The sequence below is a fragment of the Vibrio sp. 970 genome, from assembly GCF_033339075.1.
In genome coordinates this window covers 132,496-155,323 of sequence record NZ_JAWOTW010000002.1, presented here as the reverse complement: position 1 = coordinate 155,323, position 22,828 = coordinate 132,496, and the positions used below count along the sequence as shown (strand labels likewise).

Annotated in this window: 20 protein-coding genes and 1 pseudogene; 9 read left to right on the top strand and 12 right to left on the bottom strand. The window is 44.9% G+C overall.

Features of this window, described 5'->3' with window-relative positions; genetic code table 11:
• Positions 1 to 120: 120 nt before the first annotated feature.
• Positions 121 to 1,077, bottom strand: a complete 957-nt coding sequence (locus R7Q11_RS03285; RefSeq protein WP_017634524.1) for a LysR family transcriptional regulator — start codon at positions 1,075 to 1,077, stop codon at positions 121 to 123.
• A gap of 126 nt (positions 1,078 to 1,203) precedes the next feature.
• On the opposite strand from R7Q11_RS03285, the gene R7Q11_RS03280 reads away from it, so the two are divergent.
• The 3 genes from R7Q11_RS03280 to R7Q11_RS03270 all read left to right on the top strand — a co-directional run bounded on the left by R7Q11_RS03280 (position 1,204) and on the right by R7Q11_RS03270 (position 3,403).
• Positions 1,204 to 1,890, top strand: coding sequence for a DJ-1/PfpI family protein (locus R7Q11_RS03280; RefSeq protein ID WP_005374612.1), 687 nt, complete (start codon positions 1,204 to 1,206; stop codon positions 1,888 to 1,890).
• Positions 1,891 to 2,010: 120 nt separating this feature from the next.
• Positions 2,011 to 2,541 (top strand): sigma-70 family RNA polymerase sigma factor, encoded by a 531-nt coding sequence (locus R7Q11_RS03275; protein WP_255209459.1) that lies wholly within the window; start codon positions 2,011 to 2,013, stop codon positions 2,539 to 2,541.
• A gap of 166 nt (positions 2,542 to 2,707) precedes the next feature.
• Complete coding sequence (locus R7Q11_RS03270; protein WP_005383527.1) at positions 2,708 to 3,403, top strand: VC0807 family protein; 696 nt, start codon at positions 2,708 to 2,710, stop codon at positions 3,401 to 3,403.
• 73 nt (positions 3,404 to 3,476) lie between these two features.
• On the opposite strand, the gene R7Q11_RS03265 is transcribed toward R7Q11_RS03270, so the two are convergent.
• On the bottom strand, positions 3,477 to 4,469 hold the full coding sequence (locus R7Q11_RS03265) for a zinc-dependent alcohol dehydrogenase family protein (RefSeq protein WP_225466175.1): 993 nt from the start codon (positions 4,467 to 4,469) through the stop codon (positions 3,477 to 3,479).
• Between the two features lie 88 nt (positions 4,470 to 4,557).
• Positions 4,558 to 5,373: an AraC family transcriptional regulator gene (locus R7Q11_RS03260; RefSeq protein WP_171053537.1), complete on the bottom strand. Its 816-nt coding sequence runs from the start codon at positions 5,371 to 5,373 to the stop codon at positions 4,558 to 4,560.
• Positions 5,374 to 5,484: 111 nt separating this feature from the next.
• On the opposite strand from R7Q11_RS03260, the gene R7Q11_RS03255 reads away from it, so the two are divergent.
• The gene (locus R7Q11_RS03255) at positions 5,485 to 6,189 is read left to right on the top strand and encodes an MOSC domain-containing protein (protein ID WP_064355016.1); all 705 of its coding nucleotides are present in this window, start codon (positions 5,485 to 5,487) and stop codon (positions 6,187 to 6,189) included.
• A 54-nt stretch (positions 6,190 to 6,243) separates the two neighbouring features.
• Here the strand turns inward: R7Q11_RS03255 and R7Q11_RS03250 are convergent, their stop codons facing one another.
• Together R7Q11_RS03250 and R7Q11_RS03245 are read right to left on the bottom strand one after the other, a co-directional pair.
• Positions 6,244 to 7,482: a DEAD/DEAH box helicase gene (locus R7Q11_RS03250; RefSeq protein WP_064355017.1), complete on the bottom strand. Its 1,239-nt coding sequence runs from the start codon at positions 7,480 to 7,482 to the stop codon at positions 6,244 to 6,246.
• 265 nt (positions 7,483 to 7,747) lie between these two features.
• Positions 7,748 to 8,749 carry an arginine deiminase-related protein gene (locus R7Q11_RS03245; RefSeq protein ID WP_033906610.1) on the bottom strand — a complete coding sequence of 334 codons (1,002 nt, stop codon included), beginning with the start codon at positions 8,747 to 8,749 and terminating at the stop codon, positions 7,748 to 7,750.
• Positions 8,750 to 9,153: 404 nt separating this feature from the next.
• Between R7Q11_RS03245 and R7Q11_RS03240 the strand changes: the two genes are divergently transcribed.
• Positions 9,154 to 11,004, top strand: coding sequence for an ABC transporter ATP-binding protein (locus R7Q11_RS03240; RefSeq protein WP_005374597.1), 1,851 nt, complete (start codon positions 9,154 to 9,156; stop codon positions 11,002 to 11,004).
• Positions 11,005 to 11,595: 591 nt separating this feature from the next.
• Entirely contained in the window at positions 11,596 to 12,303 is a 708-nt protein-coding gene (locus R7Q11_RS03235) for a DUF445 domain-containing protein (RefSeq protein WP_225466174.1), read from the top strand.
• A gap of 103 nt (positions 12,304 to 12,406) precedes the next feature.
• Here the strand turns inward: R7Q11_RS03235 and R7Q11_RS03230 are convergent, their stop codons facing one another.
• Together R7Q11_RS03230 and R7Q11_RS03225 are read right to left on the bottom strand one after the other, a co-directional pair.
• Entirely contained in the window at positions 12,407 to 12,883 is a 477-nt protein-coding gene (locus R7Q11_RS03230) for an Lrp/AsnC family transcriptional regulator (protein WP_005374595.1), read from the bottom strand.
• Between the two features lie 292 nt (positions 12,884 to 13,175).
• Entirely contained in the window at positions 13,176 to 13,424 is a 249-nt protein-coding gene (locus tag R7Q11_RS03225; protein WP_005374593.1) for a hypothetical protein, read from the bottom strand.
• Positions 13,425 to 13,782: 358 nt separating this feature from the next.
• Between R7Q11_RS03225 and R7Q11_RS03220 the strand changes: the two are divergent.
• Positions 13,783 to 14,058 (top strand): annotated as a pseudogene (locus R7Q11_RS03220) (GNAT family N-acetyltransferase); the annotation flags it as partial.
• A gap of 5 nt (positions 14,059 to 14,063) precedes the next feature.
• Positions 14,064 to 14,498 (top strand): hypothetical protein, encoded by a 435-nt coding sequence (locus R7Q11_RS03215; RefSeq protein ID WP_017820067.1) that lies wholly within the window; start codon positions 14,064 to 14,066, stop codon positions 14,496 to 14,498.
• Between the two features lie 91 nt (positions 14,499 to 14,589).
• On the opposite strand, the gene R7Q11_RS03210 is transcribed toward R7Q11_RS03215, so the two are convergent.
• Positions 14,590 to 14,829 carry an RNA recognition motif domain-containing protein gene (locus R7Q11_RS03210; RefSeq protein ID WP_005374587.1) on the bottom strand — a complete coding sequence of 80 codons (240 nt, stop codon included), beginning with the start codon at positions 14,827 to 14,829 and terminating at the stop codon, positions 14,590 to 14,592.
• A gap of 148 nt (positions 14,830 to 14,977) precedes the next feature.
• Between R7Q11_RS03210 and R7Q11_RS03205 the strand changes: the two genes are divergently transcribed.
• Positions 14,978 to 15,511 (top strand): GNAT family N-acetyltransferase, encoded by a 534-nt coding sequence (locus tag R7Q11_RS03205; protein WP_017820066.1) that lies wholly within the window; start codon positions 14,978 to 14,980, stop codon positions 15,509 to 15,511.
• Between the two features lie 124 nt (positions 15,512 to 15,635).
• Here R7Q11_RS03205 and putP read toward each other — a convergent pair whose 3' ends face one another.
• The 4 genes from putP to R7Q11_RS03185 form a co-directional block, all read right to left on the bottom strand.
• Entirely contained in the window at positions 15,636 to 17,129 is a 1,494-nt protein-coding gene (gene putP / locus R7Q11_RS03200) for a sodium/proline symporter PutP (protein ID WP_005374582.1), read from the bottom strand.
• Positions 17,130 to 17,265: 136 nt separating this feature from the next.
• Complete coding sequence (locus R7Q11_RS03195) at positions 17,266 to 17,973, bottom strand: 1-pyrroline-5-carboxylate dehydrogenase (RefSeq protein WP_006740880.1); 708 nt, start codon at positions 17,971 to 17,973, stop codon at positions 17,266 to 17,268.
• An 11-nt stretch (positions 17,974 to 17,984) separates the two neighbouring features.
• Positions 17,985 to 21,116 (bottom strand): bifunctional proline dehydrogenase/L-glutamate gamma-semialdehyde dehydrogenase PutA, encoded by a 3,132-nt coding sequence (putA, locus tag R7Q11_RS03190; RefSeq protein WP_213906628.1) that lies wholly within the window; start codon positions 21,114 to 21,116, stop codon positions 17,985 to 17,987.
• 404 nt (positions 21,117 to 21,520) lie between these two features.
• Complete coding sequence (locus R7Q11_RS03185; RefSeq protein ID WP_104976367.1) at positions 21,521 to 22,333, bottom strand: AraC family transcriptional regulator; 813 nt, start codon at positions 22,331 to 22,333, stop codon at positions 21,521 to 21,523.
• Between the last annotated feature and the right edge of the window lie 495 nt (positions 22,334 to 22,828).

The window sequence follows — 22,828 nt, the reverse complement described above, 5'->3', positions numbered from 1 at the left end:
CCTTTATGAGTGACGAAGAGCAAACTGCGCTTTTCGATAATAACGCCCAATAAACTAACAAAAACCAATAAAAGCACCATATAGCTTAGGGGTTTTTAACCAAAGACTCACATGAAGTTTTCAATCACCTTGGTTCGGTCGATAAATCGGCAACGTTTCAGCCCAAGTATGGAATGGCGTTTCATCCATATCCTGTATTGATTGAGTGATAAAATCGATGAACACCCTAACTCGTGCAGGCACATATTCCCGGTTGGCATAGAGAAGATACACGCCATTTCCTGCTTGGCGCATGCTCGGAAATATCGGCACTAAACGCCCCGCTTTAAGCCAGTCCCTCGCGATAAAATGAGGGATCTGAGTCAATCCTAAACCTTCTGCGCAAAGCTCTGCCATAGATTCACCGTCATTTACAATGTAGTTTCTTTCGGGGTCATATTCACTCGCACCGTCTGGTTCTGGCATCCGAATCGGCAACAGTTTCCCCGTTTGTTTAAAACGAAAACGAACCCAAGAATGGTCATTGAATACATCCGGGCCACTCGGAACACCATGGCGCGCTAAGTAATCCTGACTGGCACAAATGATAAAATCGATAGGGCTCAGCTGACGCACAATCAATTGACTATCGTGAACGACACCAGAGCGAATCGACACATCAATACCTTGCTCAATAATATCAACGTAGGCGTCATCGTAATGAATATCGATAGTGATGTTAGGGTAGCGGCGACAAAACTCTTTTAATAAAGGACGAATATAGAGGCGACCGTACGAGACTGGCACATTAATCTTAAGCTGCCCTGAAAGCGCATCATTGTGACTTTTTAATGAATCCTCACATGCCGCCAGCTCCTCCAGTACAAACCTAGCAGTATTTGCGTACCTACGACCAGCTTCTGTCAGGCGGCTCTGTCGCGTAGAACGTTGAAAAAGCTGTATACCCAAATCGCTTTCAAGACGATGTATGGCTTTACTCACGGTCGAAGGGTCAGTGCCATACACTTTGGCAGCCGCAGCAAAACTACCGCCATCTAAAGTGGCAATAAAAAATCGTAGGGACCGTATCTTATCCATATAACCAATGAACTCTATTCATGAATTTTATTCACTTTAGTAAAGACCAAGTGGCTCTTCAATCACTAATTAGCCTAAATATAATGAACCTCAATAACTTGATGCTCTGTTAGCGAGGAAAAAACCATGGGTAAAAACGGATTGAAGAATGCACTACAACTATTGATAGCGACACTAGTCCTATTCTTTGGGGTGCTTCAAACAGCACATGCCGCAGATAAACGAATTGGTATTCTGGTTTACGATGGCGTACTGACCTCTGATGTTACTGCGCCTTTAGAGGTCTTTGGCGTCGCAAGTCGTCTCACTTGGTTTAGTGATTATGACGTGCTCACCATTTCCGTCTCAGATCAGAAAACCATCACCACTGAAGAAGGATTAAAAATTGGTGTGGATGCTTGGATTGGTGATCTGCCGGAACTCGACGTATTGGTTTTAACATCCAGCTATGACATGGATGCACTAATCGAAAATAAAGATCTCATTCACTTTATTAAAACTACCTCAAAGGCGGCAGATTGGATGGCAAGTAATTGCTCTGGCGCGTATTTGTTAGCCGAAGCTGGCCTTTTAAACGGCAAAAAAGCAACAACTTGGGCCGGAGGTGAAAACGGCTTTCAAAGAGATTACCCAGCAGTCAAAGTACAAGTCGACCAGAATTTTGTCATTGATGATGGCGTTATCACTTCGAACGGTAGCCTAGTTAGCTATCAAGCTGCTCTTAAGCTACTTCACCTTATGACTTCAGAGTCTAAAGCTCAGGAAGTCGCAGATGCCATCCAGTACTCACGCTTTTCCAACCAACCATTTTAAGCGTGTAAGAAAGAAATCAGAGTCACCCTTCGATATTTGGAAGGTTAACTCTTCGAATTTGTCTTCCTAATCGAACAACCCTTTTTATCACTGTAAAAGCGATAAAAAGGGTTGTCGTTCATCTGGCAGACACAACGTGCTCTCCAAACTTTTTATCTTAATGCTATGGAAAAACATAAACGTTACGAAGCACTGACGAAAGATCGATACCAAGAGATTTACCGTCTCGCGTATTGGTTATGCAAAGATCACCACCTTGCTCAAGATTTAGCGCAAGAAACCTTTCTGAAAGCGTGGCGATTCTTTGATAAATTAAATGACCCCAACGCCGCGAAGTCTTGGCTCATTACTATTTTGCGTCGTGAGAATGCTCGGCGCTTTGATAGAAAACAGTACGATTTTGTCGACATTGATGAGTGTGCAATACAGACAAAAACCTACCCTGGCAGTGACTACGACATGGCCCAAGATTGGCTTCAAAAACAAATGATGATTCTCGAACCCAAATACCGAGAGCCGTTGCTCTTGAGCTTAGTGGCTGGGTTGAATCATGATGAAATTGCCCAAGCCTTGAGGCTCAACCACAACACAGTGGCGACTCGATTATTCAGAGCGCGTAATCAGATCATCGCACAGAAGGAGAGTCATTAAGACACAAAAAGTAGTCAACCATGTAAACTAACTGGCTATGCTCCGGTCTATTTCATAAGTCGTTACACAACTCGACGCTTTAACGCTTTACATCAAGCGCGACTAGATGAACACTTCTTGTCAAAGTACAATAACAGCCGACATAGAGTAGAGTCAGTAAAACATTATGAGTAACACGACGGCGAAAAAGCCGAATCCCTTATTTGAAATCCTTTTCAACGTATTTATCCCTTCCTTCATTTTGATGAAGTTTAGTGGCGATGAGCATCTAGGGACAGCAATGGCGCTGGTTGTCGCTTTGCTATTTCCTATCATTTATGGCGGTATGGACCTTGTCCGTAACAAGAAATTTAACTTTATTTCTGCTCTGGGCTTTATCAGTGTTCTACTAACTGGTGGCATCGGCTTGTTAGAGCTTGATACACGCTGGTTAGCACTAAAAGAAGCCCTGATTCCTGGCCTGATCGGTTTAGCGGTTTTGGGTTCAACGTTTACCCGCTACCCACTGATGCAGAAGTTAGTACTGAATGACACAGTGTTGAATCTCGCGTTGATTAACCAACGTTTAAAAGAAAATGGTAAAACCGATGCGTTCGAACGTTGCCTTATGTCTTCTAACTACTTGTTTGCAAGTACTTTTGCGTTCTCATCTGCAATGAACTACTTCCTTGCGACTTGGATTGTGACTAGCCCTTCTGGTACTGCTGCCTTTAACGAAGAGTTAGGGAAAATGACGCTGTACAGTTACCCAATGATTGCCATCCCAAGTATGTTGATGATGTTCGGTATTTTTTATTACATTTGGCGTCAAGTACGTGCGATGACATCGCTCGAAACAGAGCAAATCTTCCATCTAAAATAGCCCAATCATTACAAGTAAACCCATAAAAAAGGGAGGATTTTATCCTCCCTTTTCTCAACAGGCTCACTGTAATTCACAGCGTCAAAATGATTTTTCCTGACACTGCTGACAAGCGTCGCTCAACCATTTCAATCGCTGTTTGAAAGTCCTCTAACGGCAGATCATATGCAACGTTTAACTTTATGTCGCTGCTAATAAAGTGTTCTAACATTTCAGCGAACACCGTCTTTCTCCCGCCTTTACCTACCGATTCTTCCCAATACCGCAAAAAGAATGTACTAAAGTCGATGTTGTTGGCCTTCATCGATTCAAAAAACTCAGGCGTATAAGGCGTTAACGACAATGTTCCGTAGTTGATGTATTGGCCGTTTTCTTTCAAGGTACGAATGAGATCCGTGCCAGCCTCACCACCTATCGCGTCCAGAGCGACCGTTGGTTGTGGCAGTTGGCGCGTTTGCAGCTGCGCTTGTAAGTCTTTCTTCGCGTCCAACACTGGAATGGTATCGTACGGATACTCGTCTCGCTTTGAGGTCACAGCAATCAGTGCAAAACCCAGTGAATGGGCGAGCTGGGCAAATATCTTACCGATCGCTGACCCTGCTGCATTGATGATCACCACATCGTCTTTGTTCAACTTAGCTACCTTAGTGGTGATCACCCACGCGGTTAACGCGTTGATGTACAACTGACAGGCATAGCCGTTCTCCAAACTCTCAGGTAGCGGAAAAAGATTCTCAGGCGAGGCATCTATGTAGTATTGCCAAGTACCACTCATCGCCACCAACACCTTTTGCCCAACTTGAAGGTCAGTTTGACCGACTGCACTGACTTCCACCACACGCCCAACCGCTTCAAATCCCGGCACGCGAGGTGGTACGTGAACGCGGCGGTATTGCCCAACACCATGAATGGAAAGCAAGTCACTTGGGTTAATGTTTGTAGCTTCGAGTCTCACCCGAACCTTGCCCTGAGCAAGCGGATTGAGGGGCTCTTTTTCCAACGACAGCGATGTTTGGGGTTGACCAAAACAGAATTGATTCACTCGAGTATTTATCGTTGGTGCCATTGTTATTCATACCATGTAATTGAAATTAAAAAAGAAAGTTTCGTAACTTCTACTCAAAAACATTAAGTGAAGTCGAAGCTCTGTATTTCTACCTGCGCGATGCGCCGTTCACTCTAAACTGTTGTGGCGTCATATCAAAATAGGCTTTAAATGCTTTGATGTAGGATGAGTCGTTTTGATAACCCACTAGGTCTGCAATGGCTTGGATTGACAACGATTCATCTAACAAAGAAAGCGAGTAAATTAGCCGAATTTGTTGCCGCCAAAGCAGAAATGAAGTGTTGAATTCCTTGGCGAACAACCGTGATAAAGTACGCTCCGATGCCCCAATTTTCTCCCCCCACTCTTTTAGCGAACAGCTTAACGCGGGCTCGTCAGTCAATTGCTCGAAAATCAGTTTTAGTCGTCTGTCTTGTGGCAGCAATAACTGAAATGTCTGCACGTTGCTTTTCAAAATTTGATCATGCAACACCGCCAGCAAATGCAGCACTTCTTCGTGGCTTGTCTCACCTTCACACTGTCTGCGGATCTCTTGTAAAAGCTCATTTAAAAACGACGTTAAAGCAATGGTTCTCACTTGTGGCTCGTACGTTGCGCCAAACTCAGGGTTGAGGTAAATGCCAACAAATATCGTGTTGCTTAGAGCAATCGACTCGTGTTGAACACCCGCAGGAACAAATAACGCAGAAGTGTGCGGAACCAAATGCTGATAATGCTCCGTTTGCGTTTGCAATAACCCTTTGATAGGAAAGATGATTTGATGCCAAGTGTGTCGATGCAGCGCATCAATGTAACCTTTTGGCATGTCGATGGTTTTCACTAAAACAGGAGAATGGGAATTCGCGGCCATCATCTCATTGGAGGTGACGACGCCTGACTTCGAATCAATTTGGCGAGTTAGCATTGTTAGTTGTCTTTTCATCCCTATACCGACACAAGTTTACTAGGCTATCATGCTCCGCATCGCGAATGAAGGTAAACACTTTATCTCTCATTCAAATAATAAGGAGGTTATATGAAGAAAATCGGCGTCGTAAAAGCTGTGCTAGCAGGGAAAACCGTCCCTTATGCTCATGGAGCGCAAAGCGCAATCAACAAACAAGTGCAGCCTGAGCGCCAGCATGCAACAGAGCTCGGTTTTATCAGTGATGAGCAAGGTGATCCGCGCTTTCATGGTGGCATTCAAAAAGCGCTTCATATTTACCCAAGCGAGCACTACCCAATCTGGCAACAAGAATTAGGCGAAAGAACCATTTTCCAATCCGCCGGCGGCTTTGGCGAAAACATCAGCTCCGAAGGCGTAACCGAATCCACGATTTGCTTGAAAGATAAAATTCGCATCGGCTCAACACTACTGGAAGTGTCGCAAGGTCGCATGCCTTGTTGGAAACTTAACGTACGCTTTGACCAACACGATATGGCGAGAAGACTGCAAGATACGCTTCGAACAGGCTGGTATTTCCGAGTGTTGGAAGAAGGCGATATCGGTGCAGGTGACGAGATTATTCTGTGCGAAAGACCTTATCCAGAATGGCCACTGGCTCGCATCATGGGCGCGGTTTTCACTGGCTGTTTAGATAGAAAAGAACTCACTAAGCTGTCTGAGCTGCCGTTAGTCGAGTCTTGGGGCAAGCTGGTCGAGCGCCGTCTAGAAACTGGTGAAGTCGAAGATTGGGAAATGCGCTTGATTGGCCCAACTGCCGTTAATACTCAAAAGTAAAATTTGTAAGCCACGCTCTGAACCGACTATGCCGTCAAGAGCGTGTTTTTTGTTTTACTTCGCACTCGGGGCTGGGCGTTTCGACTTACCTTGAAACTGCTTAATGCTCTTCTTAGCATGAGTTCGACGGTTGGCTTTTTTATCACGTGGCGCGCGTTTGCTCTCGCCAGTTGATGGCTTATCCGTTACTGGAAAACCTGCCATATCTTGCACTGGTAATGCACGTTGAGTCAGGTGACGAATCGCGCTTAGTGCGTCCATTTCACCATGACAAACCAATGACACCGCCACACCTTGTTCGCCTGCGCGAGCGGTGCGTCCTACCCGGTGAACATAGGTTTCTGCATGCATTGGCAGTTCAAAGTTGATCACTACAGGCAATTGCTCAATGTGAATGCCGCGCGCTAGTAGATCGGTGGCAATCAACACCTGAATTTGCCCAGATTTAAACTGCGCCAGTGCTTCTTCTCGCTCATCTTGACTCTTATTGCCATGCAGCGCATTGGTTGAGATGCCCGCTTTATTCAGCTTCTTCGCTAAGCCATCGGCGTTCTCTTTCGCACCAATAAAGACTAATGCCTGAGTCCACGCGTTTTTTTGAATCAGTTCAATCAATGCCTTGGTTTTACTGCCTTTGTTAACGAGGTACAGCGTTTCAGCAATATCTTGGTTGGTGCTGTTTTCTTGATGCGCTGCAACTTGCTTTGGTGCCGGCATAAGCAGCTTCGCTTTACCCTTCAACTCATCTGAAAACGTTGCCGAGAACATCGCGGTTTGACGCTGGTTTGAAATAAGCCCCGCAATATTTTGTACGTCAGGCCAAAAGCCCATATCCAACAGACGATCCGCTTCATCCAACACTAGGTAATGGATATTGCTTAAGTCTAAACCGTTGTTTGCCAGATCAACCAAACGACCTGTCGTCGCGACAAGGATATGAGGATTTGTCGCTAGCGCCTGCTGTTGTTGCTCTTTATCAACGCCGCCACACAAACACACTGTGTTGAGGTCAAGAGCTTGACCAACTTGGTTAATTGCTTCACTCACTTGCATTGCCAGCTCACGCGTTGGCACAAGAATCAGCGCTTTTTGCTCTGGATTGACACTCAGCTTTTCCAACAAAGGCAAACCATAAGCAAGGGTTTTGCCGCTGCCTGTATTTGCCAAAGCCAATAGATCTTGACCAGCCAACAGCTCAGGAATGGCCAACGCTTGAATATCGGTCGGTCTCTTGAAGTCTTTTGGCAGTGCGTGAATCAGCTCAGAACTCAATGAGAGAGTAGAAAATGGCATTAACGAAAACCTTGTACTTTGGGTTGAAGAAGCAATAAAAATAATGAAGATGCGGTAAAACGCAGGCGCGGACTTTACCACAATCTGCTAGGTGAACCATCCTATTTTAGGCGCTTAAACCAAGCGGCGCCTATGCAAATCGTCAGAAAACTAAAAAGCGCAAAAAAGCCGTTAGTCTGTACTGCCACAGAGCTAACGGCTAAAAACCCTTGAAGAGAACGCTTCGTCAGCCTTTCACTGCGGCTGAAAAGAAATGTGCAGTTTATTAAAGCACAGCTTTACGATTCGGTAAGAACACCTCACCCAACATACAACGAACCGAGCCACCACCAATAGATTCTATGGTAGAAACGTCGAATGGCAGCAATTTACCGTGCGTTGCCAATTGCTTTCTTTGTGCAGGTGAGAATGCATCGTACGCCGATTGCGACATCGCAATCACCTTGTCGCCGTTGATCGTTTCCAGTTGCAGAATGTTACCGCAGAACTGGTTCATCTGATCAAGCGAAATTGAGATGACTTGCTTGTCTTTGGCGAGTGACTTCATTACAAAACGACGCTCAAATTCTGGGATCACTTCGTCACAAATCACGCAAAACTGTTCGCCAACCGCCATCATCACATTGGTGTGATAAATCGGCGCACCAGACGGCAAACGAGTTTGGAAAGAAATCACTCGTTCATAGCCAATACGATCGGCGTAATCTTCTAAAACCAGACGATCACAACGTTGTGAGAGTGCGGCGTAGACCGTTTTATTTAGGTGGTCAAACACCATCACACCCGTGCTTTCTAAATACGCTTGCTCGTCAAGATATTCAGTTAGACTGCTGCGTCGATGAACTTCTCGCCCTGCTTGCGCTAGTGCTGCTACAAGCGCATCGGGACGTACTTCTTTTTGACGGTTTTCACAGGCCATTGGAAAGGTGTACAACGTGCCATCTGGCGTAGTGCTAAACCAATTGTTTGGAAATACCGCGTCTGGCGTCGCAACATCTGAAGTTGGATAATCAAACTCAACAACTTGAACGCCCTCTTGACGCAGCGTTGCAACCATACTCGCGAACTCGGCCATTACTCGACGTGAGACTTCTTCTTGGCTGAGTGACACTTTATGTTGGAACTCATTATCTTGTGCGGTTTCTTCATTAAAACGAAACTCTTTCGGTGGCACCATCACTACGCAGTTTGCGGTTTGGCGCTGAGCACTTTGCGTGCTTTCTTCTTTCCCATTAGCAAATTGGGTCACTGATTCGTGTAATAGCATCCAATACATTCCTTATCACTAGAATGAGGAGATTGTAAATTTATTGTTAACTTCAGTTTTGCTGTTTTGACAATTAATTTAATTGCACAAAAGTAATTTTTGCTGCATTAAGTTCATTTTTCCTTAAATTTTATTGTCACTTTGCAGGTTTAAGCTTTTATGGCACCACGATGAACATGATAAGAATTCATCATAAGAATCAGAACCATAGACAATCACACTCATAACCAACTAGTTACATTTAAGACACAATCGGTTAGACTATTTTTTCGCCCCTCTCGTCAATCGGTCTGCTTTATCGAGGAGCAGGCAAAAAACTCTCATACACGCGGTTTCGTCCAAAGCAGCGTGAATCGATGGATTTAGCCACCCCAAATGGCACTGTTTTAACTTTAGGATGAGTTATGTTTAAACGATTTGAAGGCTTTACAGAGCCGTTCCCCAAATCTACACCGGATCAGCCTCCTTCAGGGATGTTCGCTTTTCTGCGTTATTACACTCGTGGTTATGAAAAGCCTTTGATCATCATGTCTTTGATGGCCACAATTGTGGCTGTTGTTGAGGTAATGTTGTTTGGCGCGATGGGACAATTGGTTGATTGGTTGTCTACCAGCAATCCAGAAACGTTCTTACAAGACAACAAATCGGATTTGATTTTCTACGGAGCCTTATTGCTGGTTGTCATGCCTATATTGGTGATCTTGTACTCGTTGCTCGTTCATCAAACGTTATTGGGCAACTACCCAATGTCTATCCGCTGGCTTGCACACCGGTATTTGCTCAATCAAAGCTTGAACTTCTATCAAGATGATTTTGCAGGTCGAGTCGCAACGAAAGTCATGCAAACCTCATTAGCTGTGCGCGAAACCGTGATGAAAGCTATGGATGTGTTTGTTTACGTTACGGTTTACTTCACCAGCATGATCATTATGTTAGCGACGGCAGACTGGCGTTTGATGATCCCAATGATCGTCTGGCTACTCGCTTACATCGCTATCCAAATCTATTTTGTCCCTAAGCTCAAAGACGTCGCTTCAGCGCAGGCCGATGCACGTTCGACAATGACAGGGCGTATCGTCGACAGTTATACCAATATTCAAACCGTCAAACTGTTTTCTCATAGCCAGCGCGAAACCCAATATGCCGAGCAAGGCATGAAAGGATTTTTAAATACGGTCTATCGTCAAATGCGCCTAGTGACCGGCTTCGACGTCGCTGTAGAGATCTCAAACTATATTTTGGTATTTTCCGTTGCTGCTTTATCGATTTACTTGTGGTTGGATAGTGCCATTAGCGTTGGCGCGATTGCGATTGCTGTTAGTCTTGCATTGCGCGTAAACGGTATGTCTATGTGGATAATGTGGGAAGTTGGCGCCCTCTTTGAAAACATGGGAACCGTTGTCGATGGAATGAAAACGCTCTCTAAGCCTATTGATATTAAAGATAAACCAGGCGCAAAAGACTTGGTTGTCACTGAAGGAGGCATTCACTTTGATAACGTCAGCTTCCATTACGGTGAGAACAAAGGCGTGATTAGCCATCTCGACCTCAACATCAAACCAGGAGAGAAAGTAGGCTTGGTCGGGCGCTCCGGCGCCGGAAAATCGACTTTGGTGAACTTGTTACTTCGCTTCCACGATGTCGAAGACGGCAGCATTAAGATCGATGGACAGAACATCTCAGAAGTCACACAAGACTCTTTACGCTCAAAGATCGGTATGGTGACCCAAGATACTTCTCTGTTACACCGTTCAATTCGAGACAATATTTTGTATGGCAATCCAGATGCGACAGAAGAAGATTTGCTGAAAGCCACTAAGCAAGCGCATGCCCATGAGTTTATCGAAACTCTGACCGACCCATTTGGTAATGTCGGATACGATGCGCAAGTTGGTGAACGTGGTGTAAAACTGTCTGGCGGCCAACGTCAGCGTATCGCAATATCTCGTGTGCTACTCAAAGACGCACCATTGCTGGTACTGGATGAAGCCACATCGGCTCTGGATTCAGAAGTCGAAGCAGCGATTCAGGAAAGCTTGAATGAATTAATGCAAGGGAAAACGGTTATTGCTATCGCTCACCGATTATCGACCATCGCACAAATGGATCGCCTCATCGTGCTAGATAAAGGCAGCATCGTTGAACAAGGTTCTCATCAAGAACTCATTGCGAATAACGGCATTTACGCCCAGCTTTGGGCGCATCAAACTGGCGGATTTATCGCTGAAGAACTAGACAATCAACACGCTTCTTAACGAGTGATAAGCTCAATAAAAACGGCGCTTTAAGCGCCGTTTTTTATTTAAATCCATGGCTAGATGCTCATATAGCCATTGTGGTTTCTCATATATGAAACACTCTCCATGATAAAGCTCACACTTTTTCTGCTAATATACCGCCTCGTTGCGTATCCATTGCAATGAACACAATACAGAGTATTGAGCCGTCTTCATTTGTCATTTCACTTTTTGAGAAACAGCTATACTCAATAGATGGCTTAGTTATTATATTAACAATAAGGTAATTAGCTTATGTGTAAATGTGGTTCAATGCAGATCGTACAACTCAAACCAAGTTGGGCTGACAAGCTATTTGGCTACTCAGAAAGATGGAAATGCCAACTTTGTTGTAAGATCTACCGCATCTAAAATTAAAAATAGAATCTTAGTTTTTCTAAGAAAAAGCAGTGGCCCGACAATGATTGTCGGGTTTTGTTTTTCCGAGCATTCATTTTTTTCCCTTCGCTACAAGACTACTCATCACGGCAAAACCTAGCATCTTAATGTGACTTAGGTATAGAATCAGGCCCACTTATTCTTTCCGATATTCATATATAACTGGTCACTATGAACAAAAGTTTGCTAACGAATGTCCTCGCTATCGCTTTGATGGCTGGAGGTCATCAATTACAAAACGACTATCTTTGGTATGCAGGGCTGTTTGCGTTCTCAGGCGCCATCACCAACTGGCTTGCCATCCATATGCTGTTTGAGAAAGTGCCTGGATTATACGGTTCTGGCGTGATCCCCGCGCGATTTGAAGAGTTTAAACTGGCTATCAAAAACCTGATGATGGAACAGTTTTTTACTGAAGCGCACATTGACCGATTCTTGAATAAAGAAATGGCGGGCGGTGTGAACATCGATCTTCAACCAGTAATTGAGAAAGTAGATTTAAATCCAGCATTTGATTCCCTAGTGGAAGTAATTGAAGGCTCTCAGTTTGGTGGCATGCTAGCGATGTTTGGCGGCTCGGAAGCGCTACAACCCATGCGCCAACCTTTCGTCGAAAAGATGCAAGAATCCATCATTGAGTTGAGCAAGAGCGATAACATCAAAGAAGCACTGAAAGAGCAATTCGAATCTCCTGCAATGATGGATGAGATAAAGCAGAACATTGAAGGTATCATCGATCAACGTTTAAGCGAATTAACACCGGCATTAGTTAAAGAAATGGTGCAAAAGATGATCAAAGAACACCTTGGCTGGCTAGTCGTTTGGGGCGGTGTTTTTGGTGGTTTAATTGGCGTTATCAGTACCTTTATCGGGGCATAATCGCTCACCGATTTATTAAAAAAGGAGCTTCGGCTCCTTTTTTAATCGAGAAAAAGTAATATACCAAGCCACGTTAAATAAGGAGGCTCAACACATGCCTCGCCTAACCAAGGAGCTCGGGATTAACACCAAATCCCGTTTTATGTTCTTCTATGACCACTTCACTACGAGTTTGAATCACGCCCGGAAGCGTGCCTAACTTACTCGACATAAACTCCTGATACGCTTTCATGCTCTTAACACGAACTTTTATCATGGTATCGAAATCTCCAGAGAGCGAGTAGCACTCTTCAATTTCAGGCATCAATTCCACCGCTTTCGCAAACTTTTCAAAAATAGAAAAACTGGTTTGGTCTAAACGAATATGGATGAATACTTGCACATCCAGCCCCAACTTTTCCGCATTCAACTCTGCATGGTAACCATTGATATACCCTTCTTTTTCTAGCCGCTTTACACGGTCAGAACATGGAGAAGTCGTTAAGTTAATCAGCTTTGCTAGTTCTACAACCGGAATTCTGCCTCTCGAATGAAGCACTCTCAAAATATGTAAATCAATCCGGTCCAATTGATAACTCATTAACCCGCTTCCTTGTAACCACTTAGAAAGCATCACATTAATCGTTGCTCAAACAATTGCAAACCATCAAATGCACAGCATGTGAAATTCAGCAGAGAATAACCAGAAAACAACGAAGGAGGGAAAGAGCTATGATTATTGCCGCTCACTTAGTAACCGTGATATGAAGAGAAAAAGCAACCTAGCGGCTCCCGCGGAGTCGCAAATTTGAAAGCGCATGACACGCCTGTATAGATATGTCGTTCGGGCAACACTGCCCTATTTAGCCATTAATCATGGCTATCACTCAGAATTAGAGTGCGGCCGATGTATGCCGTGTAGGATGTGGAACAACCTCTCCAATTGCACGATGATTACAACAACGGCAGTAGTATTGAGGCTCCATCTCGTAATAATGTTCACCTGATACAAATTTCGCCATCAGCTGTGTAAAACTCACCATTTTGCCTGTTAACGAGTCAACAGACTGAGGCTCGCAACGCTTCATAATCACTTTATGTTGCGTTGATTTTCTACAAGCTGCGCAATATATATCCGGCATTTCTCTTCTCCCTACTTTTTCGTCCTACTGACAATTGACATATTTTGTTCAAAATAATTCCACAATTAAAAAGCTCCTTTAATTTTTTGTGCCCTATCTTCAAAAAATTGAACGAAAGTATCAAAAAACTGAGACATTGGTCAGACCTCAACTTTTGTACCATCAATATGAGCAAACGTGCTTATGTGTGTAATAATACGACACATTACACATAAGCAATTGTTCGGGCTTATTATTTAGTAAGGCGCATGACAACTACACGCCTGGCTAGATCGAGCTTTCGAGACGCCTTGTTATCTCGATTTACCCCGCAAACCAGTTGCTAGCAGCTATAGCCGTCTCATCAAGGAAGAAATGCATGACGATACAACCGATTCTCACTACCGAAAGACTCGTCCTCCGGCCATTCAATATCGATGACTGCCAACAAGTGGCTTTACTCGCTGGAGATAAGCGAATTGCCGACATGACAGCAAACATCCCTCATCCTTATGAGCGACCGATGGCGCAAGCATGGATAGATAGGCACGATCCGATGTATCAGCAGCATCAAGGCGTGGCGTACGCTATTACCTTGCGAAACACTGGGGAGTTACTTGGTGCAGTGAGTTTACCGCGTATCGAAGAGGGATATGTCGGATGATCATCCATGAAACTTCACAAAATCTGCCCAAGAACAACCCTTTCTTGCTAGGAACTGTATTGTTGTCGCTGTTCTATTTTTCCTACCTAGCAGACAAGATCGTCGAGTTTGGACTCGTAGCACTCACAATAATAGGATTGAAACTGCTCTCAACGTACTTCACGCGCCGCGCGTTCAATCCTAAAACGCTAGATATCGATGCAAGCACCAACACCTTGAAGTACCGCCAGGGCTCAACGGTTTACTTCCGTCTACCTCTTGATGACATTGTCAAAGTCCAAATACAGAAAGAGTTCTTCTCTAGCAAAAGTTTGATGCTCTACACAGTCAACGACGCTTACCAAGTGCCGAATTCAGACAATTTCGATTCTCTACAGTTAAAGGATTTAATGAAACAACTTGAAGAGAGAATTGATGATCAATCTCGCTAAAACGAAAAGAGAAGACATTCTAGAATGTTGCCAATTTGGTCTCTAAATAGAAAGACAAAAAAGCCAGCAATAACGCTGGCTTTTCTCTGTGTTAGTCTTGTGCGACTTTCACGCGAATTTTGCTTTTTTCTACGTTCGTCAAATTCAGTGCTTCAAGAGCAGAAATGGCTTCTGCTTCGTCCGGCATGATGACAAAACCGAAGCCTTTCGACAAACCCGTGTCTTGATCAAGCACTAGCGAACACAGTTCTACTTTGCCGTACGCTGAGAATAATTTGCGGATATCTTGCTCGGTCATGTGACGAGCCAAGTTTCTTACTAAAAGTTTCATAATGAACCTAGTTGGTTTGATAACGGTTCGATTCTCTCAGTTTCTCTCTGGCAAACCAAGTGAATAATATGACGGCGTTGACTAGATCATTCTAAGTACATCTGTTTAAATGATTTTCCGTTCATTTTTCACCCATAGGAGAGTCGGCATGGAAACGAAACGTCTCAAACTCATCCCTGCTTGTTTAGAACGAGCCGAAGAGGCGCATCAAGCTGTCGTTCGCAGCCAAAAGACTCTCGAAGTCTATCTGCCGTGGGTGCCTCATGTGCTGACATTAGAAGCGATGATAGAAGGGACAGAGAAAGCCATCGCAAACTTTGAAAACTTCGAAGAAGAGCTGCGTTACTACATCATTGAAAAGGAAAGCGATCGCTTACTGGGTGCGGTCGGCTTGATGATTCGAGATCCCGACGTACCATCCTTTGAGATAGGTTATTGGTTAGATAATGCTGCCGTTGGCAATGGTTATGTTGCCGAGGCTGTGCTCGAAGTTGAGCGCTATGCGTTTGATGACTTGGGCGCCAAGAGAATCGCAATTCATGCTGATAGCACCAACCAAAAGAGCCGGGCTGTAGCCGAGCGCTGTGGTTATGAGTTCGAAGGAGAGCTCAGAAACGAACGTCTTACCACATCGGGAGAGCTGAGTAACACCGTTATTTACGCCAAAATTCGTCGCGACTAACACTCCAATCTAACCGAGCAATGCTAAGCTCTGATCTCAAGCTACCACCATTAACGTTAATTAAGTTTCAGATAAAACAAAGCCCGCTAAAATAGCGGGCTTTGTGTTCATATACGGGAAGTTACTAGTCTAGTTCAACCAGTTTTTTCTCGAACGACTGGTGTTGGTCTAACACGTCTTGCGCAGCACCACCCGTTGCTTTACTTACCACAATGATGGCAAGCGTAGAGAAGATGATGCCCGGTACGATTTCGTACACATCAAACCAACCGCCTGTTAGCTGCTTCCAAACTACGATAGTGATACCACCAACAAGAATACCTGCTAACGCGCCATTACGGTTCATACCGCTCCAGTAAAGGCTAAGTACAACCGCAGGACCAAATGCCGCACCAAAACCAGCCCAAGCGTAAGATACAAGACCAAGTACTGAGCTATCAGGCGTCATCGCTAGGAATAGCGCAACAAGCGAAATAACGATAACACCGATACGACCAATCATTACGATTTCTTCAGAAGACGCTTCTGGCTTGAATACTTGCTTGTAGAAATCTTCTGCAAGCGCTGAAGATGAAACAAGGAGCTGTGAGTCAGCGGTACTCATTACCGCCGCTAGGATTGCTGCTAACAACATACCCGCAACGACAGGGTGGAATACTGCGTTAACCAATAGCATGAAGATCTTCTCGCCGTCTTCTAGTTGAGTACCCGGATGACCCGTAACCCAAACCAGACCAACAAGACCAACAAGCATTGCACCAACCATAGATAGTGCCGTCCAAATCACTGCGATACGACGTGCAGTTGTTAGATCTTTGTTTGAACGAGACGCTTTAAAACGCGCTAGGATGTGTGGCTGACCAAAGTAACCAAGGCCCCACGCCGCTAGAGAGATAATGGCAATCGCAGACAATGGTTCGCCTTTCGCGTCATTCCATAGCGTTGCAAGTTCTGGGTTGATGTCATGTAGATCAGAACTTAGCTGACCTAAACCACCGTCCATTACCGCTATAGGAACAATCATTAGCGCAGCCGCCATTAGCAGACCTTGCACTAAGTCAGTCCAAGATACCGCTAGGAAACCACCGAATAGTGTGTAAGAAACGACACACACCGTACCGATGATAACAGCGTAGGTGTAATCTAGACCGAATACCGTCTCAAACAGTTTGCCCCCTGCGACCAAACCTGAGCTGGTGTAGAAAAGGAAAAATAGAAGAATGAAAAACGCAGAGATTGTCTGAATCAGTTTCGACTTATCGTTGAAGCGACGTGACAGGAACTCTGGCAACGTTAGCGCGTCAGTTTGGATACTGTAGGTACGGAGGCGTTTTGCACTGATGAGCCAGTTTGCCCATGTACCAAGAAGTAGACCGCCGGCTAACCAGAAGGCCTCGATACCCGCAGCGTACGCATAGCCAGGCAAGCCTAGCAGCAACCAACCACTCATGTCTGAAGCACCTGCAGATAATGCAGCAGGCCACGGACCTAGGCTACGGCCACCTAGGAAGTAGTCAGATGAATTGGAAGTCCTCTTATACGCGTAAACGCCAATAGCAACCATAATCAGTAAATACGCCACAAAAGTGGACGTGATAGCAAAGCTATTTTCTATCATTAGATAGTCCTCGTTATAATTATTTCCTTCCTTGCCTGCCCTGATATTTTACCGTCTCAGCAATACATCAGAGTATAAAAAACCAATCTGGACCGGCTCTCAGTCCAGTTACTCCAGATTGGCATTACAAGTCAGGTTAGTGAGTTTCGTTCCCCAACTCGAGTAGAGTTGCGTTACCACCCACCGCGGTAATATTTATCGTTCGAGTGCGCTCAGTAATGAAGCGCAACGAGAGATGAGGATCATGAGCCAATTTCGGTGACTCTAAATCCGTTTCAGAAACTAAGCCGACGATTGCACCGTCACGCTTAGCTAGTTGAAGATTGAGCGCATGCTCAACCTGTGAACGCCCAACATAACCCACACTACGTACATCGCTCTCAAGCAACGGGGCAGACGCATCGTACGCAACAACCTGGACTAAGTTAGATGGGAAGTTTGCCAACGCTACAGCTTGCTTAACCAGTTGGTTTAGCTCTGCATTGTCACTGCAAACGACCACACTGTTGCCTGCAATTAAGGCACAGGTGATCATCGCAAAAGCACTGTATAACGCATTATCAGCAGGCTCGATGTTGTTTTCACAAATCACCAAAGCCACACCGCGTCCTGCGGCATACAGTTCGTTAGTTTCCCCTGTAGGGCCAACTAACTGGTGAGTTTCTGCAAGAAGAGTTGATGCTTGTTGCAAGTGGTAAGAAACCACTTTGGCAACGGTAGACTGCTGCCCTTCTAGTGCAGATTTAAATGCCAGAACATGCTCGCATTTGTAATCAAAATCAGTCAGATTCCACTGCTCCCACGCAGAGAATGCATCTTTAAAATAGGTGATCTGATGAACCATAATGCGACTCCTTATGCGTTTTCTGCTTGAGCAAGAAGATGTTGAGTAAAGCGGAATAGGTAGTGTGGACCACCAGCTTTCGGGCCAGTACCCGACAAGCCTTGACCACCAAACGGCTGTACACCAACCACAGCGCCAACTTGGTCTCGGTTGATGTAGCAGTTACCTACTCGAGCATGTTTCTCAATCCAACGGTACGTGGTTTCGTTACGGCTATGGATACCCATCGTCAAGCCAAAACCCGTTTTGTTGATCTGCGCAACCACGTTCGGTAATTCAGACGCTTTAAAGCGAACAATGTGCAAGATTGGACCAAATTGTTCTTCTTTCAGCACATCGATGCCCGAGATTTCAAACGCACTTGGTGAGACAAAGTCACCATGCTGGCACGATTCATCCAGCTGTAGCTGAGCGACTTTAGTCTGTGTTTTGCTCATTTGCTCAAGGTGAGCGAGGAGTTTTTGTTTTGCATTGCTGTCGATAACCGGACCAACATCTGTTTTGTGTAGGTAAGGTAAACCAACATGCAGTTCATTCATCGCACCCTGAATCAGGTTGATCATACGGTCTGCTACATCTTCTTGTACAAATAGAACACGAAGGGCAGAACAACGCTGACCAGCAGATGCAAACGCCGAACGAATCACATCACGCACCACCTGCTCTGGCAATGCAGTACTGTCCACAATCATTGCGTTTTGGCCACCTGTTTCCGCAATAAACGGAACCGGTTTCGCGCTGCGCTCCGCGAGCGTGACGTTAATGCGTTGCGCCGTTGCCGTTGAGCCAGTGAATGCCACACCAGCAATAGCATCATGAGAAGTCAGTGCATGACCGATCTCAGCGCCGCGACCAGTAAGTAACTGAATCACACCTGCAGGGAAGCCAGCATCAAGCATTAATTCAATAGCACGAGCGGCAATTAAGCTTGTTTGCTCAGCAGGTTTTGCAACCACAGTGTTACCTGCAATCAGTGCTGCCGTTACCTGACCAAGGAAGATAGCCAACGGGAAGTTCCAAGGGCTGATACACACAAACACACCAAGACCTTCACGGCTAGAAATGCGTTTCACACCGTCAAAGCCTTCTAGCTCAAATGGCTGTAGGTTTTGCGCTTGTTTCGCGTAATAACGACAGAAATCCACTGCTTCACGAACTTCATCAATACTATCGTGAATCGTCTTGCCCGCTTCTTTGTGACAAATCGCCACCAGCTCAGCCAGATTTTCTTCCATTAAGTCAGCAAGCTTTTCTAAACAAGCCGCTTTTTGCTCAACAGGAACACCTTTCCAATCAGAGAAAGCAGTTTGCGCCGCATCAATTGCAGCGGAAACATGATCAAGTGTTGCAAATGCCACTTTGCCGACTTCAATTCGGCGATCGTACGGTGCGGTGATGATCTCAGCCGCATTTTCCTTGATCATGCTTTCGGCAAAACGCTCACCATTGATCATCGGGCCTGCAACCCACTGATTGTCCATGAAGCTTTCTACCTGCGCTTCAAATGGCTTCGCCTCACTGTCGATATCAATGTTGACGCCATATGAGTTCTTACGCTCAGGGAAAATATCGGCAGGCAATGGAATTTTGTCGTTGTGTAGCGTGTCAAAACCCGTCAACACATCCACAGGGTGATGGGTCAACTCATAAATCGGACAACGCGCATCAACTAGACGGTGTACAAACGAGCTGTTCGCACCATTTTCAAGCAAACGACGAACCAAGTACGGAAGAAGATCAGCATGGCTACCGACAGGAGCATAAATACGTACTGGCTGACCGTACATTTTCATAACATGGTTATACAGTGAATCACCCATACCATGCAGGCGCTGGAACTCGTATTCTTTGTGCTCCGCCATGACAGCAATTGCCGTCACCGTGTGAGCATTGTGGCTTGCAAATTGTGGGTAGATATTACCGCGAACACCTTCGCTAAGTAGGAAACGAGCACAAGCTAGGTATGCAACGTCCGTCGCTTCTTTGCGAGTGTATACTGGGTAATTTGCATAACCCGCTTGTTGAGACCACTTGATTTCGCTGTCCCAGTACGCGCCTTTAACCAAACGCAGAGGAATAACGTCACCTTGTTCTTTTGCGAGTGCATTTAGCCACACCAAGACTGGTAGCGCACGTTTTGAGTAGGCTTGAATAACCAAACCAAACTTGCCCCAACCCTTCACAAGATCGCTACGGTATACTTTCTCAAATAGCTTCAGGGAAAGCTCAAGGCGATCCGCTTCTTCTGCATCGATTGTGATTGCAACGTCGACTTCAATAGCACGTTTTAGTAGTTGCATTAGTGAGTCATACAACTCTGTCATTACACGCTCTTCATTTGCGACTTCGTAGCGCGGGTGTAATGCAGAAAGCTTGATGGAAATCGAAGGCGCTGGACTGGTGTCGTTACCGTAAGTCTCGCGACCCACCGCTTCGATCGCCATTAGGTAATCTTTGAAGTACTTGTTCGCGTCCGCTGTAGTTAACGCCGCCTCACCCAACATATCAAACGAGTAGGTGAAACCTTTGTCGCGCATTGGGCGACCGTTCTTCTGCGCTTCTTCGATCGTACGACCACGAACAAACTGGTGACCCATTATCTTCATTGCCTGATACATGGCTTTACGAATCACGGGCTCAGAGAATTTATTTACCAGACGGTTTACAGCCTGACCTGGGCTCTGGGTACCTTGCTCACCAAGACCAACCACTTTACCTGTTAGCATAAGGCCCCATGTTGATGCGTTAACAAACACAGAGTCAGAGTTTTTCAGGTGAGATTTCCAGTCTGCGACACTCAACTTATCTTTAATCAAAGAATCTGCTGTCGCGGCATCTGGGATGCGCATTAATGCTTCTGCAAGACACATCAGCAAGATACCTTCTTGAGTATCTAAGCTGTATTCCAGCAATAAAGCATCAATCATCTGGATTGACTTCTTATCGGCACGAATGGCTTCGATAAGGTGGGTCGTTTGGGTAGTGATCGCCGATTTTTCATCCTCTGTCGGCGTCGCTAGTGGCAATAGTTGCTCTAGCCATTGAGACTCGTCCACCATATATAATGGCGAGATCAGTGACCACAACTTATCAAGCGGCTGCCCGATAAATTCCGGTGTCAACACGTTCGTAGCTGTAAACATGTGTGTTCCTCAATCTCACTCCTCGAAAACCGCTTCGAGGATTATCAATGGCTGGCAGTGTATTTTGAGGCCGATAAGAATACTTGTCAAAAACTACGACATTTTTGCCAAAAACTCGCTTTTATAACAAAACATCCACATAGTCACATTCAAATAGGTAATATTTTGTGTTGTAAATTTTAATTTTTTCATTGCATTCACAACAAAATATCAAGAATATCAATAAGATTTTTGTGAAGAGCTCGTTCTAAGAGAAAATGTAGGATCAAGTGGCATATCAGCCACTGCAAAGAACAGAGAATTTAAAAAACGAGAGATAGGTCACGTGAATAAAACATAAAAAACCATGCATAGTGCATGGCTTTATTCTAATTGATGATTATTTGACCTAAAAAAACGCGTTGTTATCCAACTTGTTTTTTATAACGGGAAGGTGATATTCCCTGTAAGCGAGTAAAAGTATGAGTAAAAGTACTCTGGCTTGAGAAGCCAGTAAACTCGGCAATTTGCCCTAAAGAAAGGTGCCCTTGCTCGATTAATTCACGAGCCATGTCGATTCGCTTTCCGAGAACATATTGATGAGGTGTAATCCCCATCTGCTCTTTAAACAAGCAATGAAACTGACTTTCCCCAAGAAACACTCGCCCGGCCAATTGAGCCACACTAATCTTATGACTCAGGTGCTGCTCAATGTAACGATCAATCGCCTCCAAATCAAAGCGCGACTCTTTTCGACTGGTCTCAAATGCCGAGATATGGCGCTGCATTAACGCAATCACAGTGTCGTTACACGCACGACTTAACAGCAGGTCATCCGGATGGTTTCGCATTTCCTGAACCAACATCTGTATCAGCTTCTGAATTTGACTATCTAACTGGAAGTAGACATGGTCTCTCTCCAGGTTATTGATTTTTTGAAGCATTTCAGGATCATCATTTGTCGGTTTGGGCATATTCAGCACCAAAATATCCGATTGATTGATGACGCCACCGAAAGCATGATCAGAGCATGCGGTGACCACACAACCTTGACCAGGGCCGACAAGATTACCTCGCCCGCGCACTTCAAATTCGGCTTGCCCTTTTAAACCAATCACGATCTGCGTATAAGAATGATCGTGGCAATCCATATAAGACGGAAGTGTGATCAGCTCCGCCGGCTTCGGCAGCATAATCTCTTGATATGAAAGGATTTTTTGGTTATCTGAGTCATTCATTTTAAACAGTCGTCTTTACACGGTCAGCCTACGTCTTCGCATCATATACCTTCTTTGTTGGGTTGCAACTTTTACCCAACTCAATCGACAAGATCAAATCAGCATGATCAAGTTCATTTACATGATCATAGTTCCGGAACGATGATCATGCGAGATTAATTTACGGTCAGTGAGCAACCAATTTTATTAACAAAAACGGATAGATAGGCAACACCTTACTTATACATAATCAATCAATGTAAAGATCCTTATTACCGAACAATCCGTTATTTTGTAAAACACCGTGCTCCATATTAGATAAGTCGTCCCTGAAACGGATCGAAACCCACGCTTAAACTCAACATAGAGGGATTTCCCCCCTTACTAATATGCCTCTGATTCAATACATTAGTTATCGAGCTTTAAGATGCATACGATCTAAGGCTCTCGGTATCTCATTGATACCTCTAACTTACTTAGCAGACCCTCGCTAGGTAATTTAGAACCTCTTCTACA

What these genes read in the sequence shown, in the direction of transcription:
- R7Q11_RS03285 (WP_017634524.1), bottom strand. Translation starts at nt 1,077, where the DNA reads ATGGATAAGATACGGTCCCTACGATTTTTTATTGCCACTTTAGATGGC.
- R7Q11_RS03280 (WP_005374612.1), top strand. Translation starts at nt 1,204, where the DNA reads ATGGGTAAAAACGGATTGAAGAATGCACTACAACTATTGATAGCGACA.
- R7Q11_RS03270 (WP_005383527.1), top strand. Translation starts at nt 2,708, where the DNA reads ATGAGTAACACGACGGCGAAAAAGCCGAATCCCTTATTTGAAATCCTT.
- R7Q11_RS03265 (WP_225466175.1), bottom strand. Translation starts at nt 4,469, where the DNA reads ATGGCACCAACGATAAATACTCGAGTGAATCAATTCTGTTTTGGTCAA.
- R7Q11_RS03260 (WP_171053537.1), bottom strand. Translation starts at nt 5,373, where the DNA reads ATGCTAACTCGCCAAATTGATTCGAAGTCAGGCGTCGTCACCTCCAAT.
- R7Q11_RS03255 (WP_064355016.1), top strand. Translation starts at nt 5,485, where the DNA reads ATGAAGAAAATCGGCGTCGTAAAAGCTGTGCTAGCAGGGAAAACCGTC.
- R7Q11_RS03250 (WP_064355017.1), bottom strand. Translation starts at nt 7,482, where the DNA reads ATGCCATTTTCTACTCTCTCATTGAGTTCTGAGCTGATTCACGCACTG.
- R7Q11_RS03245 (WP_033906610.1), bottom strand. Translation starts at nt 8,749, where the DNA reads ATGCTATTACACGAATCAGTGACCCAATTTGCTAATGGGAAAGAAGAA.
- R7Q11_RS03240 (WP_005374597.1), top strand. Translation starts at nt 9,154, where the DNA reads ATGTTTAAACGATTTGAAGGCTTTACAGAGCCGTTCCCCAAATCTACA.
- R7Q11_RS03235 (WP_225466174.1), top strand. Translation starts at nt 11,596, where the DNA reads ATGAACAAAAGTTTGCTAACGAATGTCCTCGCTATCGCTTTGATGGCT.
- R7Q11_RS03230 (WP_005374595.1), bottom strand. Translation starts at nt 12,883, where the DNA reads ATGAGTTATCAATTGGACCGGATTGATTTACATATTTTGAGAGTGCTT.
- R7Q11_RS03225 (WP_005374593.1), bottom strand. Translation starts at nt 13,424, where the DNA reads ATGCCGGATATATATTGCGCAGCTTGTAGAAAATCAACGCAACATAAA.
- R7Q11_RS03215 (WP_017820067.1), top strand. Translation starts at nt 14,064, where the DNA reads ATGATCATCCATGAAACTTCACAAAATCTGCCCAAGAACAACCCTTTC.
- R7Q11_RS03210 (WP_005374587.1), bottom strand. Translation starts at nt 14,829, where the DNA reads ATGAAACTTTTAGTAAGAAACTTGGCTCGTCACATGACCGAGCAAGAT.
- R7Q11_RS03205 (WP_017820066.1), top strand. Translation starts at nt 14,978, where the DNA reads ATGGAAACGAAACGTCTCAAACTCATCCCTGCTTGTTTAGAACGAGCC.
- putP (WP_005374582.1), bottom strand. Translation starts at nt 17,129, where the DNA reads ATGATAGAAAATAGCTTTGCTATCACGTCCACTTTTGTGGCGTATTTA.
- R7Q11_RS03195 (WP_006740880.1), bottom strand. Translation starts at nt 17,973, where the DNA reads ATGGTTCATCAGATCACCTATTTTAAAGATGCATTCTCTGCGTGGGAG.
- putA (WP_213906628.1), bottom strand. Translation starts at nt 21,116, where the DNA reads ATGTTTACAGCTACGAACGTGTTGACACCGGAATTTATCGGGCAGCCG.
- R7Q11_RS03185 (WP_104976367.1), bottom strand. Translation starts at nt 22,333, where the DNA reads ATGAATGACTCAGATAACCAAAAAATCCTTTCATATCAAGAGATTATG.